26 protein-coding genes and 1 tRNA gene are annotated in these 25,303 nt (G+C 51.1%); 18 read left to right on the top strand and 9 right to left on the bottom strand.

The annotated features are described in order from the left end of the window. Nucleotides 1-83 precede the first annotated feature (83 nt). Nucleotides 84-160: transfer RNA gene (locus tag HVE01_RS17555), tRNA-Val, on the top strand. A 72-nt stretch (nucleotides 161-232) separates the two neighbouring features. Here the strand turns inward: HVE01_RS17555 and HVE01_RS17550 are convergent. The 4 genes from HVE01_RS17550 to HVE01_RS17535 all read right to left on the bottom strand — a co-directional run bounded on the left by HVE01_RS17550 (nucleotide 233) and on the right by HVE01_RS17535 (nucleotide 3,369). Continuing rightward, a complete protein-coding gene (locus HVE01_RS17550) occupies nucleotides 233-706 on the bottom strand; it encodes a GAF domain-containing protein (protein ID WP_125747474.1) in 474 nt (157 codons plus the stop codon). 79 nt (nucleotides 707-785) lie between these two features. Next, nucleotides 786-1,577 (bottom strand): MetQ/NlpA family ABC transporter substrate-binding protein, encoded by a 792-nt coding sequence (locus HVE01_RS17545; RefSeq protein WP_125747476.1) that lies wholly within the window; start codon nucleotides 1,575-1,577, stop codon nucleotides 786-788. A 114-nt stretch (nucleotides 1,578-1,691) separates the two neighbouring features. After that, nucleotides 1,692-2,345 (bottom strand): methionine ABC transporter permease, encoded by a 654-nt coding sequence (locus tag HVE01_RS17540; protein ID WP_038483760.1) that lies wholly within the window; start codon nucleotides 2,343-2,345, stop codon nucleotides 1,692-1,694. Then, nucleotides 2,326-3,369, bottom strand: coding sequence for a methionine ABC transporter ATP-binding protein (locus HVE01_RS17535; RefSeq protein WP_146945223.1), 1,044 nt, complete (start codon nucleotides 3,367-3,369; stop codon nucleotides 2,326-2,328). Before HVE01_RS17535 ends, HVE01_RS17540 begins: the two co-directional genes overlap by 20 nt. Nucleotides 3,370-3,830: 461 nt before the next feature. Here HVE01_RS17535 and HVE01_RS17530 point away from each other — a divergent pair, with 461 nt between their 5' ends. The 10 genes from HVE01_RS17530 to moaE all read left to right on the top strand — a co-directional run bounded on the left by HVE01_RS17530 (nucleotide 3,831) and on the right by moaE (nucleotide 11,683). Then, a complete protein-coding gene (locus HVE01_RS17530; protein WP_146945222.1) occupies nucleotides 3,831-4,457 on the top strand; it encodes a riboflavin synthase subunit alpha in 627 nt (208 codons plus the stop codon). 197 nt (nucleotides 4,458-4,654) lie between these two features. Next, on the top strand, nucleotides 4,655-5,953 hold the full coding sequence (locus HVE01_RS17525) for an NCS2 family permease (protein WP_125747480.1): 1,299 nt from the start codon (nucleotides 4,655-4,657) through the stop codon (nucleotides 5,951-5,953). A gap of 34 nt (nucleotides 5,954-5,987) precedes the next feature. Beyond that, on the top strand, nucleotides 5,988-6,533 hold the full coding sequence (locus HVE01_RS17520; protein ID WP_125747482.1) for an adenine phosphoribosyltransferase: 546 nt from the start codon (nucleotides 5,988-5,990) through the stop codon (nucleotides 6,531-6,533). Nucleotides 6,534-6,541: 8 nt separating this feature from the next. Continuing rightward, entirely contained in the window at nucleotides 6,542-7,021 is a 480-nt protein-coding gene (gene gpt, locus HVE01_RS17515) for a xanthine phosphoribosyltransferase (protein ID WP_146945221.1), read from the top strand. A gap of 1 nt (nucleotide 7,022) precedes the next feature. Further along, on the top strand, nucleotides 7,023-7,706 hold the full coding sequence (gene ung, locus HVE01_RS17510) for a uracil-DNA glycosylase (RefSeq protein WP_146945220.1): 684 nt from the start codon (nucleotides 7,023-7,025) through the stop codon (nucleotides 7,704-7,706). A gap of 97 nt (nucleotides 7,707-7,803) precedes the next feature. Then, nucleotides 7,804-8,433, top strand: a complete 630-nt coding sequence (gene upp / locus HVE01_RS17505; protein WP_038483772.1) for a uracil phosphoribosyltransferase — start codon at nucleotides 7,804-7,806, stop codon at nucleotides 8,431-8,433. Nucleotides 8,434-8,520: 87 nt separating this feature from the next. Beyond that, the gene (locus tag HVE01_RS17500; RefSeq protein ID WP_146945219.1) at nucleotides 8,521-9,750 is read left to right on the top strand and encodes a uracil-xanthine permease family protein; all 1,230 of its coding nucleotides are present in this window, start codon (nucleotides 8,521-8,523) and stop codon (nucleotides 9,748-9,750) included. 41 nt (nucleotides 9,751-9,791) lie between these two features. After that, nucleotides 9,792-10,343: a molybdopterin-guanine dinucleotide biosynthesis protein B gene (mobB, locus tag HVE01_RS17495; protein ID WP_146945218.1), complete on the top strand. Its 552-nt coding sequence runs from the start codon at nucleotides 9,792-9,794 to the stop codon at nucleotides 10,341-10,343. A gap of 64 nt (nucleotides 10,344-10,407) precedes the next feature. Further along, the gene (gene moaC / locus HVE01_RS17490) at nucleotides 10,408-11,202 is read left to right on the top strand and encodes a cyclic pyranopterin monophosphate synthase MoaC (RefSeq protein WP_146945217.1); all 795 of its coding nucleotides are present in this window, start codon (nucleotides 10,408-10,410) and stop codon (nucleotides 11,200-11,202) included. Nucleotides 11,203-11,206: 4 nt separating this feature from the next. Then, nucleotides 11,207-11,683, top strand: coding sequence for a molybdopterin synthase catalytic subunit MoaE (moaE, locus tag HVE01_RS17485; protein WP_146945216.1), 477 nt, complete (start codon nucleotides 11,207-11,209; stop codon nucleotides 11,681-11,683). A 20-nt stretch (nucleotides 11,684-11,703) separates the two neighbouring features. Here moaE and HVE01_RS17480 read toward each other — a convergent pair whose 3' ends face one another. Next, nucleotides 11,704-13,302, bottom strand: coding sequence for a ribonuclease J (locus HVE01_RS17480; RefSeq protein ID WP_146945224.1), 1,599 nt, complete (start codon nucleotides 13,300-13,302; stop codon nucleotides 11,704-11,706). 277 nt (nucleotides 13,303-13,579) lie between these two features. On the opposite strand from HVE01_RS17480, the gene purU reads away from it, so the two are divergent. Further along, nucleotides 13,580-14,434: a formyltetrahydrofolate deformylase gene (gene purU, locus HVE01_RS17475; RefSeq protein WP_125747495.1), complete on the top strand. Its 855-nt coding sequence runs from the start codon at nucleotides 13,580-13,582 to the stop codon at nucleotides 14,432-14,434. 84 nt (nucleotides 14,435-14,518) lie between these two features. Further along, nucleotides 14,519-15,190 (top strand): energy-coupling factor ABC transporter permease, encoded by a 672-nt coding sequence (locus tag HVE01_RS17470; RefSeq protein ID WP_146945215.1) that lies wholly within the window; start codon nucleotides 14,519-14,521, stop codon nucleotides 15,188-15,190. Between the two features lie 58 nt (nucleotides 15,191-15,248). Here HVE01_RS17470 and lexA read toward each other — a convergent pair whose 3' ends face one another. Continuing rightward, on the bottom strand, nucleotides 15,249-15,926 hold the full coding sequence (gene lexA / locus HVE01_RS17465) for a transcriptional repressor LexA (RefSeq protein WP_125747499.1): 678 nt from the start codon (nucleotides 15,924-15,926) through the stop codon (nucleotides 15,249-15,251). Between the two features lie 332 nt (nucleotides 15,927-16,258). On the opposite strand from lexA, the gene HVE01_RS17460 reads away from it, so the two are divergent. From HVE01_RS17460 to HVE01_RS17445, 4 genes are all read left to right on the top strand, one after another. Then, complete coding sequence (locus HVE01_RS17460; RefSeq protein ID WP_125747501.1) at nucleotides 16,259-16,936, top strand: TetR/AcrR family transcriptional regulator; 678 nt, start codon at nucleotides 16,259-16,261, stop codon at nucleotides 16,934-16,936. Beyond that, nucleotides 16,914-17,435 carry a L,D-transpeptidase gene (locus HVE01_RS17455; RefSeq protein ID WP_146945214.1) on the top strand — a complete coding sequence of 174 codons (522 nt, stop codon included), beginning with the start codon at nucleotides 16,914-16,916 and terminating at the stop codon, nucleotides 17,433-17,435. Before HVE01_RS17460 ends, HVE01_RS17455 begins: the two co-directional genes overlap by 23 nt. An 81-nt stretch (nucleotides 17,436-17,516) precedes the next feature. Beyond that, on the top strand, nucleotides 17,517-18,527 hold the full coding sequence (gene nagZ, locus HVE01_RS17450) for a beta-N-acetylhexosaminidase (RefSeq protein ID WP_125747504.1): 1,011 nt from the start codon (nucleotides 17,517-17,519) through the stop codon (nucleotides 18,525-18,527). A 70-nt stretch (nucleotides 18,528-18,597) separates the two neighbouring features. After that, nucleotides 18,598-19,176: a hypoxanthine-guanine phosphoribosyltransferase gene (locus HVE01_RS17445; RefSeq protein ID WP_125747506.1), complete on the top strand. Its 579-nt coding sequence runs from the start codon at nucleotides 18,598-18,600 to the stop codon at nucleotides 19,174-19,176. A gap of 9 nt (nucleotides 19,177-19,185) precedes the next feature. On the opposite strand, the gene ppsR is transcribed toward HVE01_RS17445, so the two are convergent. Then, nucleotides 19,186-20,019: a posphoenolpyruvate synthetase regulatory kinase/phosphorylase PpsR gene (gene ppsR, locus HVE01_RS17440; RefSeq protein WP_125747508.1), complete on the bottom strand. Its 834-nt coding sequence runs from the start codon at nucleotides 20,017-20,019 to the stop codon at nucleotides 19,186-19,188. Nucleotides 20,020-20,302: 283 nt separating this feature from the next. Here ppsR and ppsA point away from each other — a divergent pair, with 283 nt between their 5' ends. Then, the gene (ppsA, locus tag HVE01_RS17435) at nucleotides 20,303-22,687 is read left to right on the top strand and encodes a phosphoenolpyruvate synthase (RefSeq protein ID WP_146945213.1); all 2,385 of its coding nucleotides are present in this window, start codon (nucleotides 20,303-20,305) and stop codon (nucleotides 22,685-22,687) included. 79 nt (nucleotides 22,688-22,766) lie between these two features. Here ppsA and HVE01_RS17430 read toward each other — a convergent pair whose 3' ends face one another. Further along, nucleotides 22,767-24,653 (bottom strand): glycerophosphodiester phosphodiesterase family protein, encoded by a 1,887-nt coding sequence (locus tag HVE01_RS17430; RefSeq protein ID WP_146945212.1) that lies wholly within the window; start codon nucleotides 24,651-24,653, stop codon nucleotides 22,767-22,769. Nucleotides 24,654-24,720: 67 nt separating this feature from the next. Then, nucleotides 24,721-25,215, bottom strand: a complete 495-nt coding sequence (rraA, locus tag HVE01_RS17425; protein ID WP_125747512.1) for a ribonuclease E activity regulator RraA — start codon at nucleotides 25,213-25,215, stop codon at nucleotides 24,721-24,723. Between the last annotated feature and the right edge of the window lie 88 nt (nucleotides 25,216-25,303).

Raw genomic sequence — 25,303 nt, 5'->3', positions numbered from 1 at the left:
CGCCACGTTGACATCGTGGAGGTCGGCGGTTCAAATCCGCCTGGTCCTACCATATTTCGTGTTATGTGCAGCTAGTTACTTATAGGACCATAGCTCAGTTGGTTAGAGCGCCACGTTGACATCGTGGAGGTCGGCGGTTCAAATCCGCCTGGTCCTACCAAATACTTAAAAGCCCTATGCTTCAGCATGGGGCTTTTTTTATGGCTAATCGATAAGTTAGTCGATAGAAAAGCTAGTCGAGAAAGAGAGGGAGGTCAGTCTGGCGAATAAACGTCGCCACCAGTGCCTCAATGCCCGCCTGATCTTCTTGACTAAAGCGTGCGTGCTGGGGGCTGTCTAGGTCGAGCACTCCCCAGAGATAGCCGTCGATTACAATGGGAGCAACGAGCTCTGAGCGAGAGTCAGCATCGCAGGCGATGTGATCAGCAATAGCGTGAACGTCATCAACCCGTTGGGTAGTTTGTTGGCGGGCAGCAGCCCCGCAAACGCCTTTGCTGAAGGGGATTGGGTGGCAGGCAGGTTTACCCTGAAATGGTCCAAGGCTGAGCTGGTTGGGCTGGCGCTGTAAATAGAACCCCGCCCAGTTGATGTCGCTCAGGGCATGTTGAATAAAGGCGCAAGTTTGTGCGCTGTTGGTTAGCCAATCACGTGTGTCTAGCAGAGCTTCAAGCTGCCGATTAAGCAACGCATAATCAACACTATGCATACGAATTCCTTATAGGGTTAAACACATCAGGCCAGCCCTAAGGCTGGCCTGATGACATCGATAGAGAATACCGTACTGTTTATTCGATCCAGCCGGGTACAGCTGCGCCCTTAAACAGTTCTTCTGCTTTTTCGATGACCTCATCGCGCTGATAAGCGTCAACAAGTTGACGGATTTCTTCACGATCTTCGTCTCCGCCCCGTACCGCAATCAAGTTGACGTAGGGAGACTCAGGACCTTCCTTGATGATCGCGTCACTCAAGCTCAAGCCAGCCGGTTGGGCGAACGTATTGTTAATGAACGCCATGTCGACGTCTGGGAGTACACGGGGTAGTTGTGCCGCTTCAATTTCGCGGAAGCGAAAGTTGCGTGGGTTTTCAGCGATGTCGATGGGGGTGGCTTCCAGGTTGCTCGGATCATTCAGGGTGATCAGGCCCTGGTTGTGCATCAGAATAAGTGCACGCCCTTCATTAGATGGGTCGTTGGGCAGCGCGATTTGAGCACCATCGGGCAGCGCTTCGATGCTGTCGTACTTTTCAGAATAAGCGCCGATCGGGTAAACGAAGGTGTAGCCCGCAATAGCAAGATCGTATCCACGGTCATTGACCATCGCCTGTAGGTACGGTTCGTGCTGATAGGCGTTCGCGTCTAAGCTGCCATCGGCGAGGGCAGCATTCGGCGTGACATAGTCGGTGAACTCAATAATCTCAACGTCTAGGTCATACTCTTCTTTGGCAATACGAGCCGCCACTTGCATAACTTCGGTTTCCGGACCTGCCACAGTGCCCATTTTGATGGTGCGTGTCTCTGCGTTGGCAACGTTAACCGCAAGTGCTAAGGCAGTCAGGCTGCCGATAAGTAGTTTTTGCATGGTGTCACTCCTGTGGCTCGGTAAAGGTTGGATGTGATTATGCGGCAATAAGAAATAAAATTCTAATGCGTTTTGGTTATATTCGACTATGCCGATAAAAGGTGCAGACTATCGTCACTTGCGATCACTTTTGCGTACCAAATAGTCGCCTAGGCTTTGGAAGCCTTGAACCATCACCACCAGTATAACGACGGTAATTAACATAATGGTGGGGTTGAAGCGGTTATAGCCATAGCGAATGCCTAAGTCGCCCAAGCCACCGCCACCTACGGCGCCCGCCATGGCAGAGTAACTGACCAGTGTCACTAACGTGATCGTCAGCCCCGTAATAATCCCGCCCCTTGCCTCAGGGATCAGTACCTTAGTTATGATCTGCCAAGGTGTTGCGCCCATTGATTGGGCAGATTCAATAAGCCCTGGCGATATCTCGTTAAGCGCACCTTCGATTAGCCGAGCCACAAATGGAATAGCGGCAATAGTTAACGGCACTGAGGCGGCATTAATACCAATAGAGGTGCCGACCAGCATGCGAGTGAACGGGATGATCGCCACCATCAAAATGATGAACGGAATTGAGCGGCCAATATTGGTAACAATACCTAGCACTTGATTGAGTGCAGGCATGGCTAATATCTGACGAGGACGAGTGACGTAGAGCATGACGCCAAGCGGCAAGCCGAGCAGGGTGGCAATCACGCCTGAAATAGCCACCATGTAGAGCGTATCCAGCGTGGCTTGTAAAATAAGATCAAACATTGCGCTGGACATGACCAAGTACCTCTACCTGTAGTTGATGTGCTTCTAAATAAGCCATTGCTTCCTGAGTTTGCGCGGGGCTGCCAAGCAGTTCTGCAATCATCAGCCCTAAGGTGCGGTCTTGAATGGACTCGACCTTTGCCTGGAGTATGCTGACATCAACGCTGCACTCCCGGGCTAGGCGTGAGATAAGCGGCGTCGAAACAGCATCACCGGAAAACGTTAGCCGAACAACGGGGTGGGTGTGTTCGCTAGGTGTATCGCTTAAACGTTCGATCAGTTCTTTAGGCGGGCTTAGCTGCAAAAAGTCGTTCAGGAACTCCCTGCCCAACTGTGTGATAGGCGCAGTGAAGAAATTACCAACTTCAGCATCTTCCACTAGCTCACCATTAGAGATCAGGCTTACTCGATGACAAATAGACTTCACAACTTCCATTTCGTGAGTAATCAACAAAATGGTGATACCGAGCTGCTGATTAATTTCTCTCAACAGCTCAAGAATAGAACTGGTGGTCTGGGGGTCTAGCGCTGAAGTGGCTTCATCGCACAGTAAGACGTTGGGTTTGCTGGCCAGTGCGCGGGCGATGGCGACACGCTGTTTCTGGCCGCCAGAAAGCTGGGCTGGATACTGCTTGGCTTTATCGGCCAGGCCCACCAGCTCCAGTAGTGGCAATACGCGCTCTTTTATAGCACTGCGGCTTTCACCCATTAACTCAAGGGGAAGTGCCACATTATCAAATACCGTACGTGTTGTTAGCAGATTGAAATGCTGGAAAATCATTCCAATACGGTGTCGGGCGCGGTTTAATTCGCCGCGGCTCAGGCGGGTCATTTCCTGGCCATCAACTGATACGCTGCCAGTGCTTGGGCGTTCAAGCAGGTTGACACAGCGAATAAGAGTCGACTTGCCAGCGCCTGAAAGGCCAATAACGCCGTGAATGGTGCCTTTGGGGATTGTTAAATTGACATCTTTTAGGGCATGAACGGCACTATTGCCAGTGCCATAGGTTTTACTAACGTTGCTAATTTCAATCATAGCGTCTGCCTTAACGGTAGGCCGAAGACGGAGTGCGAGGGAGCAAGCGTAGGGCGGGAAATAAAAAAAGGCCACCCTTGCGGGTGGCCATCAACGCTGGACACACCCTTTTAGCTGCACTTCACCAAGCCATTGGCTTAGTGGACGCCCGCAATCTGGGTACAAATCGGCGTCATTACATTTGCGGCGAAAGTCTAAAGAGAAGCGGGTGTCTTGTCAATGAGTGCCATTCTATTTCATGTTTTAATGCAATAATTTAGGTTTATTTTCTGAGTCAATGGCTTTTTTTAGTGATTGGTTCTGACGATTGCTTGAGCAGCTCTTGTTGCCAGAAAAAAAGTCGTTGCAACGTTTGCAGCAAGGCAGCTGGCTGCACACGGGAAGAGTATTTAGTAGTAAGCTTGCACAGAATTTTAGTACCTATTTTGACTTTAATGTGTTGAGAAAGAGGGCGTAGCAATATGTTTACTGGCATCGTGCAAGGCGTGGCTGAGGTTATCGCTGTTAAAGAGCTGGAAGAGTTTCGCACCCACGTAGTCGCATTGCCGGAAGCGTTGCGCCAGGGGCTCACTATTGGTGCATCGGTAGCTCATAATGGTGTTTGCCTGACGGTAACTGCGATAGAGGATGGGAATGTCAGTTTTGACCTGATGCGTGAAACGTTACGTTTGACAAATCTTGGTGCAATTGTACCTGGTCAGTGCGTCAATATAGAGCGTGCGGCGCGTTTTGGTGATGAAATTGGTGGGCACTCCATGTCTGGCCACATTATTTGTATGGCCAATGTGGTGGCAATAGAAGAGGCACCCAACAATCGTCGATTGTGGTTTTCATTACCTGAGAGAGTCGCTAAGTTTGTATTTGAGAAGGGATACATTGGCGTTGATGGTATCAGCTTGACGGTAGGTGACGTACGACCCGCGGTTGATGGTGCTGGGGTTGAGTTTAGTGTCAACCTGATACCGGAGACGCTGGCGCGTACAGTTTTAAAAGATCGCTTGCTAGGCGACCAGGTCAATATCGAGATTGATCCGCAAACCCAGGTGATTGTTGAAACAGTCGAAAGGGTGTTAGCGAGTCGTCTCTAGTTGTGTTTTTTGTCTTACCGTTGACCAATCGGTTAGCTCATGGCCTGAAGTTTGCTATTCATATTAGTGGGGGAGAACTTCCCACCAACACTAGCGGCACACGAGGCGCTCGCAACGCGTAGAGCCTTTAGGTAGTATGTGCGGCTTTTCTCGCATCAAGGGACGCATTTAGCGTAAGCGCGAAGGATAAAAACGACATGAAACTTCTGGACAATTACTTCAAGCTCACCGAGCAGAAGACCAATGTAAAGACCGAGTTGATCGCGGGGTTCACCACGTTCCTTACGATGGCTTATATCATTTTCGTCAACCCGAGTATTCTCTCGGAAGCGGGGATGGATTATGGCGCGGTGTTTGTTGCTACCTGTGTCGCTGCCGCCATCGGCTGTTTTGTTATGGGGCTTTGGGCAAACTACCCGATCGCTCAAGCACCAGGAATGGGGCTGAATGCCTTTTTTACCTACGGTGTGGTACTGGGGATGGGTTATACCTGGGAGGCGGCATTGGGGGCTGTCTTCTTCTCCGGTCTAACGTTTTTCATGCTCAGTATTTTTAAAATCCGTGAGTGGATCATTAACTCTATTCCACTCTCATTGCGTTTGGGGATTGCCGCGGGTATCGGCTTGTTCCTGGCGATGATTGCACTTAAAAATGCCGGTATTGTGGTCGCTAATCCAGCCACCTATGTGGCGCTGGGTGACTTGTCCCAGCCACCCGCACTTTATGCCTTGTTGGGCTTTTTCGTTATTACGGCGCTTTCCTATTTGCGTGTAACCGGTGCGGTAATGATCGGTATTTTGGGCATCACTATCCTGGCGACGCTGTTCGGCCATAATCAGTATGGCGGTATTATGTCGATGCCGCCTTCGATTGCGCCTACCTTTATGGCAATGGATCTAATGGGCGCACTGGATGTGGCGATGCTAAGCGTCATTTTTGCCTTCTTGTTTGTGGATCTGTTCGATACGTCAGGCACGCTGGTAGGGGTGGCCCACCGCGGCAAACTGCTGGATGAAAATGGCAAGCTGCCACGCATTGGTCGCGCTATGATGGCTGACAGTACCGCGTCTATGGCGGGGGCTGCATTGGGTACTTCGACAACGACTAGCTATATTGAATCAACTGCGGGTATCGCTTCCGGTGGTCGTACGGGGTTAACGGCGGTTGTGGTTGGTGTGCTGTTTTTAATTAGCCTTTTCTTTGCGCCGTTAGCCGGTTCCATTCCGGCCTATGCGACAGCAGGGGCGCTGCTTTATGTGGCCGTTCTGATGGCGGGAAGCTTAGCCCACGCAAATTGGGAAGACCCAACCGACGCGGCACCTGTCCTGATCGCCGCCCTGGCTATGCCACTGACATTCTCAATTGCTGAGGGAATTGCGCTTGGTTTTATTAGCTATGCAGCGATCAAAGCGCTTTCAGGGCGGTTCAGTGATTTGAACCCCGCCGTCATAGCGTTAGCGCTACTGTTTGCGGCAAAATTTCTTTTCCTGGGTTAATTACCCGCTTTATCTTTAATCAATGAGAGACGCGATGAGCATCTACGGCGACTACATTAAGTCCGTTATTCGCACGGTTCCTGACTGGCCAGAGCAGGGCGTAAATTTTCGTGATATCACTCCGCTCCTGCAAAATAGTGCTGCCTTTCGTAAGCTGATTGATAGCTTTGTGCATCGCTACCAGGAAATGAACTTAGATGCCATCGCGGCGATTGATGCCCGTGGCTTCATTATCGGTGCGCCTTTGGCCTACGAATTAGGCTGCAGCTTTGTACCCGTTCGTAAGAAGGGCAAACTGCCGTTTAAGACGGTTAGTGAAACTTACACGCTGGAGTATGGCCACTCTGAGGTTGAGCTTCATTCTGATGCTTTTCAGAAAGATGACCGTATCCTGTTGATGGATGATTTGATTGCCACTGGCGGTACTATGCTGGCAGCAGCGAATCTAATTCAGCGCTCTGGTGGGCACGTGGTGGAAACCGCAGCTATTATTGAGCTGCCTGAACTGGGCGGTTCTCAGAAAATTCGCGATGCTGGCTATAGCGTATTCGCGGTATGTTCATTCACCGAAGACGAGTAACGCCTCTTATGAGTAGCGAACGCTATCATCAGCACTTCACCATTTCCTGGGATCAATTACATCGCGATGTGCGTCAACTTTGCCATCAGCTAGTTGAACGAGATTTCAAAGGTATCGTCGCGATTACCCGTGGCGGATTAATACCTGCGGCGCTTATCGCCCGTGAACTCAATATTCGCTTGATCGATACTGTGTGTATCAAAAGCTATGATCATATGGACCAAGGCGGTTTAGACATCATGAAGGGCGTTGACCATGATGGTGATGGTTGGCTGTTGGTTGATGATCTGGTAGATACCGGTAAAACCGCCCGTGCCGTTCGTGAAATGCTGCCTAAAGCGCATTTCGTGACAATGTATGCTAAACCAGAAGGACGCCCTCTGGTTGATCAATACCTTACCGAAGTGGCTCAGCAGTGTTGGATCCAGTTTCCTTGGGATATGGGCATTGCTTATGTTGAGCCGCTGGCGGATCAACTGAAGAGGTAATATGGCTAACCCGCTACCCGACGATTGGAATCAATGGCTTGGACAAGAATTTCAGGCTGACTATATGTCAGCCCTGAAAACATTTTTGGCTCAAGAAAAGGCCGCCAAGAAAGTTATCTACCCGCACTCGTCGCACTGGTTTCGTGCTTTTGAGTTGACACCTCTAGTCGCTGTGAAAGTGGTTATTCTAGGGCAAGACCCTTATCACGGCCCCAATCAAGCGCATGGATTATGCTTTTCGGTGCAGCCGGGTATTCAAGTGCCGCCCTCTTTGGTCAATATTTACAAAGAATTAGCTGCTGATGTGGGGTTTGCGCCCGTGCGCCATGGCTTTTTGGAGTCTTGGGCAACCCAAGGGGTGTTGCTGCTCAACACGGCATTAACGGTTGAACAAGGTAATGCTGCTTCTCATCGTGGCAAGGGGTGGGAGCACTTCACCGACTGCGCGATTGAAACCGTCAGTCGGCATGCTGAACCGTGTGTTTTCTTGTTGTGGGGAAGCCATGCGCGTCAGAAGAAAGCCCTGATTGATCAATCGCGCCATTTGGTCTTGGAATCCCCGCATCCTTCGCCACTTTCAGCGCATCGAGGCTTTTTTGGCAATCACCACTTTTCCCGTGCCAATCAGTTTCTAATAGAGCAGGGCCGTTCGCCGATTGAGTGGCAATTGCCGGAAACCCCTTAACCTGCTGGTCAGTTGCGGGTAGAATGGCGCGCAATTTTGTAAGCTTGTCGATGCGACTTAGGTCGCCATCCTGAATCCCATGCAGCGAGGAAGTCCCATGAGTGTCTACGCCATTAATCATCCGCTTGTTCAACATAAGCTGGGACTGCTGCGCGAAGCTGATTTAAGCACCAAGAGCTTCCGAGAGCTAGCTGGTGAAGTGGCTAAGCTGCTGACCTATGAGGCAACAAAGGGGCTAGAGCTCGAGGATCATGAGATTCAAGGCTGGAACAATGAGCCTATCGCGACACGTCGTTTAAAGGGTAAAAAAGTAACGGTTGTGCCAATTCTGCGCGCCGGCTTAGGTATGCTGGAGGGCGTGACTGACCTGATTCCTAGTGCACGCGTTAGTGTAGTGGGTCTTTATCGGGACGAAGAGACTCTTCAACCGGTGCCTTATTTCGCCAAGTTTGCCAATGATATTGAAGAGCGCATGGCGCTTGTCATCGACCCAATGCTGGCAACTGGTGGCTCAATGGTGGCGACGTTAGATATGTTGCGTGAGCGTGGTTGTGAGCATATGAAAGTTATCGTGCTGGTAGCTGCTCCTGAGGGCATTAAGCGTGTTCAGGATGCCTACCCAGATGTTGAGATTTACACAGCCTCCGTTGATGACCGGCTAGATGAGCACGGTTACATCGTGCCTGGTTTGGGAGATGCAGGCGATAAGATCTTCGGGACGCGCTAATCGCTCCGACTAACAATGCCCCTTACGCTTCGCGTTGGGGGCATTTTTTTGGCTAACCACCGACAACGAAAATATTGGAAACGTTAGATGAGATATTCAGCAAGTCATAAATCTTGGCCCAAGATGCTGCTGACAGGTGCGCAAATGCTATTCGTAGCCTTTGGCGCGTTGGTATTGGTTCCGCTGTTAACCGGTTTAGATCCCAGTGTTGCACTATTTACTGCGGGTGTAGGCACACTGGTGTTCCACGGAATTACCAAGCAGACGGTGCCGGTTTTCCTGGCGTCATCATTTGCGTTCATTGCTCCAATTCAAGGCTCGATCGCAAGCTTTGGCGTATCAGCCACGCTAGGCGGCTTAATGGCAGCGGGAGTGGTGTACGTTGCTATTTCTCAAGTAGTGCGTGTTAAAGGCACGGCTTGGCTGCACAGGCTGTTACCGCCAGTCGTGGTCGGGCCAGTTATTATGGTGATTGGCTTAGCTTTGGCGCCAGTCGCTGTCAGTATGGCAACAGGAGAGACAAGCGATAACATTGGTTATGGTCAAGCAATTTTCCTGTCCATGGCCAGTTTGCTGGTAACGCTTATATTGGCTGTCTTCGGGCGTGGAATTCTTCGCCTAGTGCCGATAATGGGGGGAATAGCAGTGGGGTATGGTTTGGCGCTTGTTATGGGCGTTGTTGACTTCACTGCGGTAAGTGATGCTGCTTGGTTATCATTGCCCAACTTTACTGCGCCGAGTTTCCATTGGGCGGCTATTTTGTTCATGATTCCGGTGGCAATTGCGCCTGCGGTGGAGCATATCGGTGACATGGTGGCGATAGGCTCAGTGACACGCAAAAACTATTTAGAGAAGCCTGGCCTGCACCGCACCTTGTTAGGCGATGGGCTGGCGACAATGGCGGCTGCGCTGTTTGGTGGTCCTCCTAATACAACCTACTCAGAAGTAACGGGGGCCGTGACGCTGACAAGGGCATTCAACCCCGTGTACATGATCATCGCCGCAGTGATTGCGATTGTACTGGCCTTTGTGGGCAAGTTGGGTGCGCTACTGCAAACTATTCCGGGCCCTGTGATGGGCGGTATTATGACCTTGCTGTTTGGTTCGATCGCGGTGGTTGGTATGAATACCTTGGTGCGTGCAGGCCAGTCATTAACCGCGGCGCGTAATCTGGTGGTGGTTTCATTAATTTTAGTATTTGGGATAGGTGGTATGCAGTTTGGCGGTGGTCAGTTCACTCTTCAGGGAGTGAGCTTAGCAGCATTAGTTGGCATTGCGCTAAACTGGCTGTTACCTGCTGAAAAAGAGGGTGAATAGCCACTCAATCATACCCACCGGTTGGTTATTGGGAGTTGTTAATGGTAGAGGCAATTGATAGTCCATTTCCTGTGCTAGGCATTGCCGCTTGGAGTGGTACTGGTAAGACGACGTTGTTAGCGCAACTTTTGCCTCGCCTGCGTGAAAAGGGGCTTAGGGTGGGGGTGATAAAGCATGCTCACCACAGCTTTGATGTCGATCAGCCAGGAAAAGATAGCTACAAACTGCGTCAGGCTGGCGCAGCGCCTATGTTGATTGCATCCCGAGAGCGTTTTGCCATGATGCAAGAGACACCTGGCCAAGCAGAGCCGGATCTTAGCTGCCTCTTGTCAATGATGGCTACCCAAGCGCCAGATTTAGTTATCGTGGAAGGCTTCAAAGCGTGGCCAATTCCTAAGCTAGTGCTATACCGTGCAGGAATTGGCGATGTTTCCATTGTCAGTGGTGACTGGGTGCAGGCGGTCGCGTCACTTGACCCGCTACCCCCGTCAATTCGCCCAACAGCTAAGCGGCTGGACCTTAATAATATTGAAGCGATCACTGAGTGGGTGGTTGAGTGGATGCATGCTCAGCCCAATGCTGTGGCTAACTAAATAAATTAGTAGCTTCCAGAGCAGTATTTTTATAACACTGTGGCTTGATTAAAAAGGTAACGATATGCAGCTAACTCACCTCAATACACACGGCGAAGCCAATATGGTCGATGTCGGAGATAAGCGAGAGACCCGCCGCGAGGCGGTAGCGTCTGGGCGTATCGTTATGCAGCCTAAAACGTTGCAACTGTTGAGCGATGGCGAATTGCCCAAAGGCGATGTGCTGGCGACCGCGCGCATTGCGGGTATTCAGGCAGCAAAGCGCACCCATGAGCTGATCCCGTTGTGCCATTCATTAGCGCTTTCAAAAGTCGCTGTAGATTTCGATGTTGATCACGCTAATGGTTGTGTTCATGTCTCCGCGCTTTGTCGCTTGAATGGGCAGACCGGGGTGGAAATGGAAGCTTTGACAGCCGTGTCGGTAGCTTGTCTGACGCTTTACGATATGTGTAAAGCGGTGGATAAAGAGATGCGCATTGACGCCATTCAATTGGAAAGTAAGCGGGGTGGTGTGCGTGGTGATTATCAACGGGGGGTGCCAGAACCGATTGTGACTGGCGGTGGCGTTGCGGGCGAGGTTCGCTTAGGCGAGCGATGTGCATCCCCTTGCGTGCGGGTTAAGTTTCTTGCTGAGCTGCGTGAGCGGGTGGAAGAGAGTGATCTCGCCATTGGGCTTGATCAACTGCCTAGCCGAGATGTCGCGGGGTTGAAAGCGGCGTTAAGCGAGATGGATACACGCTTTAATGTGTTGTCAGAGCAGCGCACGCTGTGTGCTATCAACCAAGTGATGGCCAACGACAGTGCGCGCCTTACCGATGAGGATGAAGTAGCCTTCTTTCCTCCAGTGACGGGTGGGTAATCAGATGACGGATATTACAGAGACTGAGTTAGATATTGTCGTCAGGGTTCAAGAAGCAGCGTTTAAAATGGATGATGGCTATGAAAGTGCGCTGCGCGAGCGTACCGATATCGGCGCCATTGTTACCTTCACGGGATTTGTGCGTGACTTTAATGAATCCCCTGATGTTATTGGGCTGACTCTTGAGCACTACCCAGGGATGACCGAGCGCACACTAACGCAGATTGGCGAGCAGGCATATCAACGCTGGGCGTTGCAGGCCGTACGGATTATTCACCGCATTGGTGATTTGACGCCGGGAGACCCTATCGTGCGTGTGCTGGTGGCCAGTGCTCATCGTCGTGATGCTTTCCAGGCCTGTGATTTTATTATGGATTTTTTAAAAACTCAGGCGCCATTTTGGAAAAAAGAGCACTCCCGTCAGGGGGCTTACTGGGTGAAAGAGCGGTCTACTGATCAGCAAGCTGCAGAGCGCTGGTAGACGCTATTGCCAATCGCTTGTCAATCGCTGTTCATGGTTTCTGAATAGGGCATTTCGGTTGCCATTATTTGCAAATGTACATCTGGCATGTGCTGAAGGTGATCGGCGAGCCAATGAATTAGCCTCGGTTGCAGTGCTTGGCGCAAATCGGCCAATGTCTCCGCTGCTATTTCTTGCAACTGATCATCTAGCCATTCGCTGAAACTATCCTCATCGAGAGGGCTAGTAGCGCTGGCATCCAGCATCAAACGACCAATACGGCACCAGCCAGTGTCAGTAGCTGTCACTGGCAGCACTAAGAACAGACTGCCGCGCCGCGATGAGTGGATGCCGGTATCAAGCCCTGGGTGGGGAACGACGCTATTCTGATTAACGATGCAGGGCGGTTGGGGATAGCGTGCTTCACAGCGCAACCCTAGATTGTCGAACATCAACATGTCGCCATTTATCGGTGCGAGCGGGGCGAGAATGCCCAGGCTGGTGGCGATTTCCTGATGGGCTGCCTGATGGCGCGCTTCTCCATGCACCGGCAGCAGTGTTTTCGGTCGCACCCATTGATACAACTTTCGCAGCTCATCTTCGGCAGGATGCCCGGTAGCGTGTAATTCTGGGTGGTTCATTTCATCGAAAATTGACACCCCAAGCTGCGCTAGGCGTTTTTTCAGTTGTTCAATCGGGCGCTCGTTGCCTGGTATGGCTTTAGCAGAAAAAATGATGCTATCGCCTGGCTCAAGATCCACAAACGGGTGCCTCCGCTGTGCTAAGCGTTGCAGTGCTGCACGTGGTTCACCTTGGCTGCCCGTCGCAATAATCACCACCTCTTCTGGTGGCAGGTAGCCTAAATCATGGGGCGGTACTAGCGGCGGAAAGTCGTCTAGATACCCTAGGCCCTTGGCGACACTCACCATGCGCTCCATTGAGCGGCCCATCAGGCTGACGCGCCGGCCACACTGTTGGGCAGCAACCCCAATCGCTAATACGCGGGCAAGATTACTGGCAAAGCAAGAGACCACCACGCGTCCTGTGCACTGTTTTAAGGTGTGAGCGAGTGCTTTAGCAACATCTCCTTCACTGCCCGAATGACCAGGCATCGGGGCGTTAGTGGAGTCGCCTACGACGAGATCGATAGGCGCGAGCGCACGAAATTGAGCAGCGTTAATGGGCGAACCAATTAACGGGTTGGGATCTAGTTTCCAGTCTCCGGTGTGCAGCACGCGGTAATCGCCAGCCTGCATTAGGATTGAGCAACTTTCAGGAATTGAATGGGTAACTTGAAGGTAGCGCAGCGTGAAGGGACCGAGCTCCATTGCATCACCTGGCTCTACGACATGTATAGCGGCACTACTCAGTTGATGTTCAGCAAACTTATGGCGCAGCAACCCCGCCGCTAACGGCGTTGCAAAAATAGGGCAATTCCACCTGGGCCAGAGCCACGCCACGGCACCAATATGATCTTCATGGCCATGGGTAATGTAGAGTGCCTTTGGGGTAATATTGAGTGCTGCTAAGGTGTCCGTGTTAGGCACTTGCAGTGGGGAATTAGGTAGATCTTGGCGAATCATCATGCCGCAGTCGACGGCGATCCACTCATCATCGTATCCATACAGCGTAAGGTTCATGCCAATTTCACCACACCCACCTAGCGGCAGTAGGCGCAGGGGAGGGCGACGGCGGGGGCGAAGTTGAACGCGTGGTGGGTGCATCAGTAATGAAAAGCCTAAAAAGTAAGACCTTAACTATACGGGAAGGCGGGGGCGGGTAACAATCATCGTGGCATTTGGCTGCGGTGCTTCCTTGATAAGCATAAGGTACACTGTTGCGCCTATTATACCGCTTCCCTACCGCTGGTAGGTGCTTGTCGAACGTGCCATTAAAATATGTCAAGAGTGTTTTTTTATGTCTCATTATTACCGTTTGGTGGTGTCTTGCCCTGATCAAGTGGGCATTGTGGCGCGTGTCTCAAGCTTTATTGCGCAACAAGGTGGTTCTATCACCGAAGCAAGTCAGCATTCTGATCTTGAGACCGGTCGATTTTTCATGCGTTACGAAATTTTGGCAGATTCGTTGGGTATGTCTGCAGAAGCGTTACGTAGTGCGTTTGAACCGGTGGCTCAAGCCTTCAATATGCAGTGGTCGCTGGTTGATACTCAAAAGCGTAGGCGCGTGGTGTTGATGGTGTCACGAGAGTCTCACTGTTTGGTTGATCTGCTCTATCGTTGGCAGGCTGGGGAGCTTGATTGCGATATTGTCGGGGTTATTTCAAACCATCAGGATATGCGATCACTCACTGAGTGGTATGGCATTCCTTACCATCATGTGCCCGTAGATCCTGATAACAAGCAGGTTGCTTTCGAGCAGGTGCAGGCTCAGATTGATAGCGCGCGGGCTGACTGCGTTGTGCTAGCACGTTACATGCAGATTTTGCCACCCTCGCTCTGCTCGCGGTATGCGGGACGAGTCATTAATATCCACCATAGTTTTTTACCCTCTTTTGCCGGTGCAAAGCCTTATCATCAGGCTTACCAGCGTGGCGTTAAGCTAATCGGTGCTACCTGTCACTATGTCACCGAAGAGCTGGATGCTGGGCCGATTATTGAACAAGATATTCATCGGGTAAGTCATTGTCACACGCCAACGGATCTGGTGCGTTTTGGGCGTGATGTCGAAAAAGCAGTCTTGGCGCGTGGATTACGTTGGCATCTAGAAGACCGCGTATTGATCCATGGCAATAAGACCGTGGTGTTCAGCTAAGCGTGTTGTTTAGATAGGTAGAGTTTTCGTCAATTCAAGCTTATAGCTGGCCTCTCGCTAGCTGACAGGTAGATAGGGGCATCCATGTCTTTCGCGCAAAGTGTTTTAGCTCCCTGGGCATTGTTGCTGACGTGGTTGGTATCGTTGAGCGTGCTTGCGTGGATGGTATGGCTGCGCCCTTGGCGAGTACTGATAGGCGATGTGTCCCTTCAGCATCGGTGGTTAGCAGCGACGCTCGCTGTGGTGTTGATGTGGCAACTGCGTGCCCAGGCAGTTGATTGGTTAACCCTGCACTTAGTCTTCACCGTTTTAATGACGCTGGTATTCAAAATGCCTCTCGCATTAATCAGCAATGTGCTGATTAATGTTGCAATGTCGGCCAGTGGCCGCAACGAATGGGTATTACTCGGCGCCAATGTATTGGTAACCGGCATTGTGCCTGCGGTCATTACCGGTCTGGTATGGCGATGGGTAGACCGGCGCCTGCCGGATAACTTGATGATCTTCTTATTCGTATGCGGCTTTTTTGGCGCGGCGCTGGCAACGCTGGCCGGAGGGTTGTCAGCGGTCTTGCTAATCATAGTGGCGGGTACCGACTCTGAAGCTGTGTACTTAGCCCAAGAGTATGCGCGCTTCTTACCCCTGTTAATGCCCTCCGAGGCTTTTATCACCGGGATGTTGCTCAGCATTTTGCTGGTGTATCACCCGAGTTGGGTAGCTACGTTTAATGATCGTCGCTATATAGATTCTCAGTAAGTGTGTAAGGCCGGTAAGACATCTAACGATTGCCTCACCGGCATTTGCACTGGCTCGCTTATCCCAGTGCTTGGCCGTTCCCGCCACGTATGACGCCAACTCCTACCCCTTCGATATCAAGCTGCTGAGTGCGTAGGTCAATTTCTATGGGCGCAAAGTCGTTGTTTTCGGCAATCAGTGTCACCGTATGGCCCTGCCGTTTGAAGCGCTTTACGGTTACTTCGTCTTCTAACCTTGCTACTACAATTTGCCCATCACGAACCCGGTCAGTGCGATGTACGGCAAGAAGGTCACCTTCCAATATGCCTACATCCTTCATTGACAAGCCTCGCACCCGAAGTAGGTAATCTGCTTTGGGGGTAAAGTATTCAGCGGGGAGGGGGCAATAACGATCAATGTGTTCCGCTGCAAGAATCGGGCTTCCTGCAGCCACTTCTCCAATGACTGGTAGGCCATTGGGTAGTGGTTCTACGTTGGCGGCAGATGCGGTTGTCGAGACATCACTGACATCCAGCGGTTCCTGATTCGGCAGCCGAATTCCCCGTGAGGTATTACGAATAATGCGAATAGCACCTTTGCGCTCAAGTGCTCGTAAATGCTCCTCGGCAGCGTTCGGGGAGCGAAAACCTAGCGCTTTGGCAATTTCTGCGCGGGTCGGTGGATAGCCAAATTCACCCATCGTTTTAACTATAAAATCAAAAACATGCTGTTGACGGGCAGTAAGTGGACGCGACATAAAAAACTCCAAAAAAATGAACAAGACAGTGGCAACATGTCGGCTTAAACAGTATGTGGTTAAGTATACAGTATGTTGCTCTGTCCAGTACATGTTAGAGCGTTTTACAATGACGTCCGTTATGCAATTGGTGCCTAGAATAAGGATAGGAGCGGCAAGTCTGAGAGGCTATGGCAGTGGCAAACCCGATAGCGTCTGATAGCTGGTGTTTGAATGGCTGCCTAGACTGCGTTTTAGCATCGCGGAAAAAGCTAAAGATAAGTGATTGAGCCAAATAGCGTTATGGCATAGTATTTAACGATGTTTTAAACACTCGTTTTCTGGAGGGCGCTATGGCGCAATCTGATACGGTAACACGTATCCTCGATACCGCTGAGGTGCTGTTTGCCGAGCGTGGTTTTGCCGAAACATCGCTACGCAATATCACCAGTAAAGCGCGGGTTAATTTGGCTGCTGTCAATTACCACTTTGGCTCTAAAAAGGCGCTTATCCAGGCTGTGTTTGCACGCTATTTAGATCCCTTCTCGCAACGCTTTCACACGGCGCTTGATGAGCTGGAAGCGCAGTACAACGGTGATGTGATCCCGCTTGAAGTGCTGTTGGAAACAATGGCAAGCACAGTGCTGGCAGTGCCTGCTGAGCGCAATAGTTTGAAGGTGTTTATGCGTCTGCTAGGCTTGGCGTATAGTCAGGCGCAAGGGCATTTGCGCCGCTATATCCAACAGCAGTACGGCGATGTGTTTACCCGCTTTACTGAGTTGGTGCGTCAAGCCACACCCGATTTACCTGATGCTGAGCGTTTTTGGCGACTGCATTTCATGCTGGGCACCGTGATTTTTACGCTGTCGGGTTTAGATGCGCTGCGAGACATTGCCGCGAAAGACTATAATGAGCAAGTCACCGTCAGGGATTTGGTAAGACGTTTACGCCCTGTGGTGGTTGCCGCTATGAATGCTCCGCTACCGCCTGCTGCTGATGAAGGACATTATGCGAACGCCCACGTTAGTTGAACTACCCCCGCAGAATGGCGGATGGATAGAAATCAATATCCAACGGCAGCAGCTATGCTGGTGGCAGGGGCGCACACTGGAGTACCAATGTGCCGTGTCCACCGGCGAGAAGGGCGTAGGGCAACAGGAAGGCAGCGGTCAAACCCCCCTTGGATGGCATTATATCCGTGCATCGATAGGAGGTGGTTTAGCTGAGAATGCTGTTTTTCGGGGGCGGCGGTGGACTGGAGAGGTGTTTACATCGGCGCTGGCGGCTGAATTCCCGGGTCGTGATTGGATATTAACGCGCATTCTGTGGCTCTGTGGTTTAGAGAGAGGGCTGAATCGAGGTGGGGATGTCGACACTCAGCGCCGCTTTATCTATCTTCATGGTACTCCTCCTGATCAACCGATGGGCGTAGCTGCTTCACATGGGTGTATTCGGTTGCGCAATGATGATCTGATGTATCTATTTGAGCATGCGCCGCCGGGCACACCCGTTTGGCTTCATAATGGCTAAGCTGAATCAACTTATTATTGATTTTTTGACACGAGAGATTGATCAACTAAAATTGACGGCCCTTTTGTTGGATCCATCACAATGACTCAATCTTTAGGCCCGGTCATGCTTGACCTAGAAGGGCCGCGATTAACCAAAGCTGAAAAACATCTTTTGATGGACCCTGCTGTGGGCGGTGTCATTTTATTCGCTAGAAATGTCGAGAATGCTTACCAGGTTAGAAAGCTTTGCAGTGATATTCGTCGTGTTCGCGGCGAGCTGTTACTTGGTATTGATCAAGAAGGCGGTCGCGTTCAGCGCATTAAAGAAGGCGTTACTCGCATGCCAGCCATGGCGCGCATCGGTGATCAATTTGCTAAGGATTCGGCATCCGGTCTTGCATTAGCAAAAGATGCGGGTTGGTTGCTGGGGATGGAAATGGCTGCTTGCGGCCTGGATATCAGCTTTGCGCCTGTTTTAGATGTCGAAAGTGGTATCTCTAGCGTGATCGGTGATCGTAGCTTCAGCACCGACCCTGCACACGTCGCTGCGCTGGGTCAGTGTTTTATCAACGGTTTGCATGAAGCGGGTATGGCGGCGGTCGGTAAGCATTTTCCTGGCCATGGTGGCGTTGCCGCTGACTCCCATGTGGCGTTACCTGTAGATGACCGTCCGCTGGCGCTTATTAAACAACGTGATCTTGTTCCGTTTAGCCAGCTTGCTACTCAGCTTGATGGTGTTATGCCTGCCCATGTTATTTATAGTGCGTTTGACTCACGTCCTGCTGGCTTCTCGCCAAGTTGGTTGGGAATGTTAAGAGAGTCACTGGGGTTTAAAGGTTGTATCTTTTCAGATGATTTAAGCATGGCGGGCGCTCACGAGGCGGGTGATCCGAAGGCGCGCGCCAGCGCTGCCCTTGCCGCAGGGTGCGACATGCTATTGGTCTGTAATGACCGCTCTGCAGCGTTAGATGTTGTTGAAGCATGCCAGGGATTACACAGTAAACGACCAATCAAGCTACGCTATGGGCGAGCCCGTCCCGATGTGGATGCACTAACGGCGCTTGGCCGCTGGCGTCGTACCCATGCCAAATTAGAAGCGTTGGCGAATTAACCCCCTCTTTTCTTAAGTTATTTTCAATTTTAAATCACTGACCAGTTAACCCCTTTCCTGGAGTAACCCGATGTCCAAACTGGATAAAGAAGCGCTTGAGTCGCTCGACTCAATGCGTGAGCTGATGGATAACGCTGACTGCTTAATTTCTCAACAACAAGTTGAGCGTGCACTGGACCGAATGGCCGAGGCGATTAGTAAAGATCTAGGGGATAAGTTACCGGTTTTTTACTGTGTTATGAATGGCGGCTTGATTACTACAGGGCACCTGCTAACTCGATTAGGTTTCCCTCTTGAAGTTGATTATTTGCACGCTACCCGCTATCGCAATGAGCTGCGTGGTGGCGAGCTTTTTTGGCGTGTTTCTCCAGAAATTCCCATGGCAGGTCGCCACGTCGTCATCGTCGATGACATTCTTGATGAGGGCTCTACGCTAGCCGCTATCCTTGCCTACTGCGAGGAAGCCCAGGCGGCGAGCGTTACAACGGCAGTGCTAGTGGATAAACAGCATGACCGCAAAGCTGTTCCTGGCCTAAAAGCCGATTACTGTAGCCTAGAGGTTGCAGATCGCTACGTGTTCGGCTTTGGTATGGATTACAAAGGCTACTGGCGTAATGCCCCTGGAATATTTGCTCCCAAGGGCATGTGATGTTCTGGCCTAGCGGGGCGAAAAGCGCCTAGCTAGGCCTGTCTCCGCAATCATGCGGGTTGAAATCTCTTCAACTGAAAAGCGTGTCGTATCGATAAACGGGATGTGCATCGAGCGATATAGCGACTCAGCCTGTCCAACTTCTTGCAAGCACTGATCCATTGAACTGTAGCGGCTGTTTGGGCGGCGCTCGTTGCGTATTGCTGCTAATCGGCGGGCATCAATTGTTAGGCCAAATAGCTTGTGTCTGTGAGGGGCTAGTGCCTTGGGCAGTTTTAAACTGCCATCTTCATCCAAATCATCTTCAGTCAATGGGTAGTTAGCTGCTCGAATACCAAATTGCAGCGCTAGATAAAGCGAGGTGGGTGTTTTTCCGCAGCGTGAAACGCCGACCAGAATAATGTCGGCTTTATCGTATTGATGCGTTCGTGCGCCATCATCATTGTCTAGCGCAAAATGAACGGAGTGGATGCGATCCATGTAAACATCATCGCTACCAATCGAGTGTGTTCTGCCGACGCTGTAAGAGGAGTGAGTTTCTAACTCTTGCTCTAAGGGTTCTAAAAAGGTAGAGAAAATATCCACCTTGAAGCCTGAAGCCTGTCGAATGACGTTACGGATATCCTGGTCGACAATGGTATCAATGATAATCGGTCTATGGCCGTCTCGTACTGCGGTAGAGTCGATTATTTCCGCTAAAGCTTGAGCCTTGTCCAGAGTATCAATATAGGGCTTTGTCAGCATATCAATTTCCACATCACTAAATTGAGCTAACAGGCTGCGCCCAAGGCTTTCTGCTGTAATGCCGGTACCATCAGAAATAAAAAAGGCTGTTCGCTTCATCGCTAAATCCATCAATAAATAAAGTTGCTATTGTGGGGCGAGGTGTGGGTTAGCACAATCGTCGCCAAGCCATTCACTTTTGCAGTTCGTTTTAAAGCTTAATTTAATTAAAACTATCTCGTTAAGACTACAGAAAAAGCCCTTTATTGCGCTTTGTTGTAAAAATCCTCCACTCCGTTCGCTATTAGACCAATGGCGAATGCGACGGGGCGATGCTAGTGTGACATGGTCAATTAGAGTCGGCCTTTCAGGTCGCAAAGCAGTCTAAAAGCGAGGGGGTTGCGTGGAAGAGTACATTCTATGGTTCGATCAGCTAGGTATGGCAGACGTCGAACGCGTGGGTGGTAAAAACGCTTCGCTTGGCGAAATGATCTCGAATTTGTCAGGTGTCGGTGTGACAGTGCCCGGTGGATTTGCCACGACGGCTCATGCCTATCGTGAGTTTCTCTCTCACGAAGGCTTGAACGATCGCATCAACGCCACTCTTTCTCGCCTTGATGTCGATGACGTGAAGGCGCTGGCAGAGGCAGGCAAGGCTATCCGCCAGTGGATTATTGATACGCCGCTTCCCCCCGCATTTGAGCATGCTTTACGTGCTGCCTATGAGCATCTTCAGGCTAAGCATCCCAGCTTGAAAGTTGCCGTACGTAGCTCGGCAACGGCAGAGGACCTGCCTGATGCATCTTTTGCCGGCCAGCAGGAAACGTTCCTTAATATTGAAGGCTTTGACAATATTAAGCAGGCGGTACACGAAGTGTTTGCATCGCTGTTTAATGATCGGGCGATCTCTTACCGCGTACACCGTGGCTACGCCCATGAAAATGTGGCGCTGTCTGCCGGTGTGCAGAAAATGGTTCGTTCTGAGACCGGCGCTTCCGGAGTTATGTTTACACTGGATACTGAGTCTGGTTACCGCGACGCTGTGTTCGTCACTGCTTCTTGGGGGCTTGGCGAAACCGTCGTCCAGGGAGCGGTCAATCCCGATGAGTTTTATGTCCACAAGCCCACGCTTGAAGCTGGCCGTCCCGCGGTGCTACGCCGGACACTTGGCTCTAAACTGATCAAAATGATTTATGGGCAAGATGCCAGCGCGGGTAAATCAGTTGAAACGGTTGATGTGCCTCTCAAAGATCGTGGTCGCTTCTGTATTAACGATGAACAGATCATGGATCTTGCGCGGCAAGCCATGACCATTGAAAACCATTACCAGCGTCCGATGGATATTGAGTGGGCACTGGATGGTGATGATGGTCAGCTCTACATCGTTCAAGCACGTCCCGAAACCGTTGTTTCACAACAGGAAGGAGGTAAGTTAGAACGCTTCCATCTGCGTGAAAAGGGACGCACGCTGATTACCGGGCGAGCAATTGGTCAGCGGATCGGGCGTGGCACGGTAAAAACAGTGCTTAGCCCAGAAGAAATGGACAAAGTACAAGAGGGTGACATCCTGGTCACCGACATGACCGACCCGGACTGGGAGCCGATCATGAAGCGTGCATCAGCGATTGTGACTAATCGTGGTGGACGTACCTGTCACGCGGCTATTATTGCCCGGGAGCTGGGTATACCGGCAGTGGTTGGTTGCGGGGATGCAACCACTCAGCTTAAAGAAGGCATTGATGTCACGGTGTCCTGTGCCGAGGGTGACACTGGCCACGTATATGAAGGATTGCTGGCATTTGACTGTAAGGTTTCCAGTGTCGACGCGATGCCTGCGATCCCCTTCAAGATCATGATGAATGTGGGTAACCCGGACCGTGCATTTGGCTTTGCTGGCTTACCCCACGCTGGGGTTGGTCTTGCTAGGCTGGAGTTCATCATTAACCGTATGATCGGTGTTCACCCTAAAGCGCTGTTGGATTACGACACGCTGCCTGCTGATCTTCAGCAGGTCATCGATTTGCGTACTGCCGGTTACGATGACCCTGTTAGCTTCTATGTTGATAAGCTGGTCGAAGGCATCTCGACTCTGGCCGCTGCTTTCCATCCTCAGCGAGTGATCGTAAGGCTCTCTGATTTTAAATCAAATGAGTACGAAAACCTGATTGGTGGCAAGCTTTATGAGCCTGGTGAAGAGAATCCAATGCTTGGCTTCAGAGGGGCCTCGCGCTATATCTCGGATGCCTTTAGACCCTGTTTCGAGCTTGAGTGCCGAGCGCTGAAGCGGGTTCGTGACGAAATGGGCTTTGATAACGTTGAAATCATGGTGCCCTTTGTTCGTACAACCGATGAGGCGCGTGAGGTCGTAGAGTTGCTAGCGGCTAATGGCTTGCCACGGGGCGGCGAGTCTAATCCTGATGGCTTAAAAGTTATCATGATGTGTGAGTTGCCTGCTAACGCACTGCTGGCTGATGAATTCCTCGAGTACTTTGATGGTTTCTCGATTGGTTCTAACGATTTGACTCAGCTGACGCTGGGCCTGGATCGTGACTCAGGCATCGTTGCACACCTGTTTGACGAACGAAATCCTGCAGTGAAAAAGCTACTAGCAATGGCCATCAAAGCCTGCAAAGCGCAAGGTAAGTATGTCGGCATTTGTGGCCAAGGCCCTTCTGATCATCCAGATTTGGCTAAGTGGTTGATGGAACAGGGGATAGATTCTGTCTCATTAAACCCAGATGCGGTGCTTGAAACTTGGTTTATGCTGGCGGGTGAAACCATCGAATAATACCGTCAGCGCGCAGCACTGATTTGCAGCTTCGCCCGGCCATTGCGCCGGGCGATTGAGGTTTATAAAGAGGCCTCAGCTATTGGCGTAGCCAGTTGCGCAGCTTTACAAGCATTAGACCGCCGTCGCTCAGCGCACGGCGGTTTTCTATTAATTCGCTCAAGCGGTCTGGATAGTCAGTGATGATCGCGTCAACCCCCAGGTCAATCAGTGTCGACATGCGTGTTTGGTCATTGACTGTCCAGGCATGTATTTCATAGCTATAAAGCGTCGCTAATCGAATCTCTTGTGGCGTGATGCGGTTATGGCGCAGGCCTAAAGCATCAAATTGGCGCCGATCCAGTGTGCCAGCCAAGATCAGTTGGGCGAGTAAGGTAATGCGCAATTCGGGGGCTTGCTGTTTTAAAAAAGTAACCATGCTGGGCGCCATGGTCGCCATGCGCATTTCCAAGAATACATTTGGAAAGCCGCAGTTCGCGTTCGCATTGAGCGCGTTATGCTGAGTTGCCCAGCAGCGATAACGAATGTCGCTTTCTGCTTCAAGGGTTGCTAAAACGGCGCGAGCAAGCCTCTCTTCATCGCCAGGTGAAGGTTTCATGTCAATCATTAGGCTGGCGCGCCCTCGGACTAGCGCCATGGCATCGTCCAAGCCGGCAATTCGCTCGTTTTGGAAGGCATCACCAAACCAACTGCCGACATCAACTTTGCTCAGCTCTGCTCTAGTGAGTGAGTCAAACTCACGCCGATCGCCTGTTAGCCGAGCCAAGCTGCGGTCATGATAAAGAAGCACCTGGTTGTCAGCGCTAAGGCGAACATCTAGCTCTACGGCATCAGCACCGTCTTCAAGCGCTTGTCTTATCGCAGATAGGGTGTTCTCCGGTGCGACCATCGAGCTTCCACGGTGGGCGATAACCGCTACGTTGTCGCGTATTTCAAAGCTATTGAGTATCCACCATGCTTGTAGCCCCGCTAGTAGCAGTACGCTTAGTTCAATCGCCCACGCAAGGCGACCAGGATGGGCATTTTCTGATCGTGGAGCAGGGCGAGCCTCTTTAAAAGCCAGCTGCAAGTATAAGCACGCTGACAAAAGGGCATTGGTGGCAATACCTAAAAAGGTAATGGCTAATGTAACCAGTACGTAGCTGGTTAAATATGCCAACATTGCTGGAATCAGCACGGCATTATGTTCGGGTAGCCCCCATAACAGAGGCGTCACGACGCTATCAAATAGCCATGTAGAGATAACTGGTAGACTGATAATAACGATCAGCAGTGTCAAAACCGCCACACCAATCGAGCGATGCCAGCCACGAGTTAAGCGCACGCTACGTTTCAGTGCCTGGAAAGGGGAGCAGTTGTCCAGCGCTACTAACGGTAGCGCTAGTAACCAGCGTAGGTAGAGCCGTGCGGCTAGCCCAAGCCAGATAAACAGTAACGGCAGTGCGCAAGCGATAAAATACCACAGCGAGGCGGGGCGAGTTTGTTGTAAATAGTAGGGATCTATACCGCTTAGCCATACATCGTAAAGCCACGTTAAGCCCATCATAAAAGGGGCTAGGAGGAGCAAGTGGGATCCTACCTGAAGAATGACTAGGCCCGCGAGTGCTGGCAAGCGGCGCGTGCTTAACCAGAGTGCTTCAAAGGCGAGTCGGTAGTGGTTGTCTTTCGGTCTGACGGCAACTAGCAGCATGCCTGCTTGTTGCCAATAAATCAGTAAGAATGCAAAGCCAAGACCCACGAGTAACGCAGCTAAGCCTAGTGGGCTAAAAAGTAGTGTAATAAGCGCATCATTGGTGACTACTGTTCGGTTGAGCTGCGCTAGTAAGGCCCGAGAGATCCACGCAATTAATGGCACAATAAGAGCAGAAGCTAACAGCGTGAAGAGCAGGTGATAGGCAATCAGAGGACGAAGATGGTCGCGTAGAGTGTGGAGTAGGGTGTAGCCCAGTTGGTTAAGCGGCTGCATGGTCACAATTTTGTCAGAGTTGAATTACCAGGGTGGCACTAAGTACCACACCTGGCAAGCCCTTGTCTTAGGAGAGCTCAAGCGGTTTTTCGGCGATAATAATGCCGTTGTTATCTGCGTAAAGCCATTGTCCCGTGTGTAGCGTGGCGCCTGCAAAGGTAATGGGAATATCACGCAGTCCTTCGCCGCGCTTTTCGCTTTTACGCGGGTGGCTACCTAATGCTTGGACGCCGAGAGGCAGTGTGGCGAGAATATCGACGTCTCGCACGCAGCCATACATCACCACGCCAGCCCAGCCATTTTTAGCCGCTTGTTCGGCGAGCATATCGCCAAGCATGGCACAGCGGTATGACCCGCCAGCATCCACAACCAGTACGGCACCATCACCTGGCTCGGCAACGGCTTGTTTAACCAATGAGTTGTCTTCAAAACACTTAACGGTACGAATAGGGCCGTAAAAGCTATCGATGCCGCCATAATTAGCAAACATCGGTTCTAGTACGGTCACGTCAGGGTACGCATCACATAAATCTGGAGTGACAATAGGACTCATATTTGTCATTACACGCTCCTATGAAGCATCGGTTTCGAAAGTTAGTCTAGGAAGCCAATTAATCAACATCAGGCGGCAAAAAAAAACGCCCCAACCT

This window comes from Vreelandella venusta (genome assembly GCF_007989605.1).
GTDB classification, from domain to species: domain Bacteria; phylum Pseudomonadota; class Gammaproteobacteria; order Pseudomonadales; family Halomonadaceae; genus Vreelandella; species Vreelandella venusta.
The sequence above is the reverse complement of the archived record's forward strand: the minus strand, read 5'-3'. Positions and strand labels throughout refer to the sequence as shown.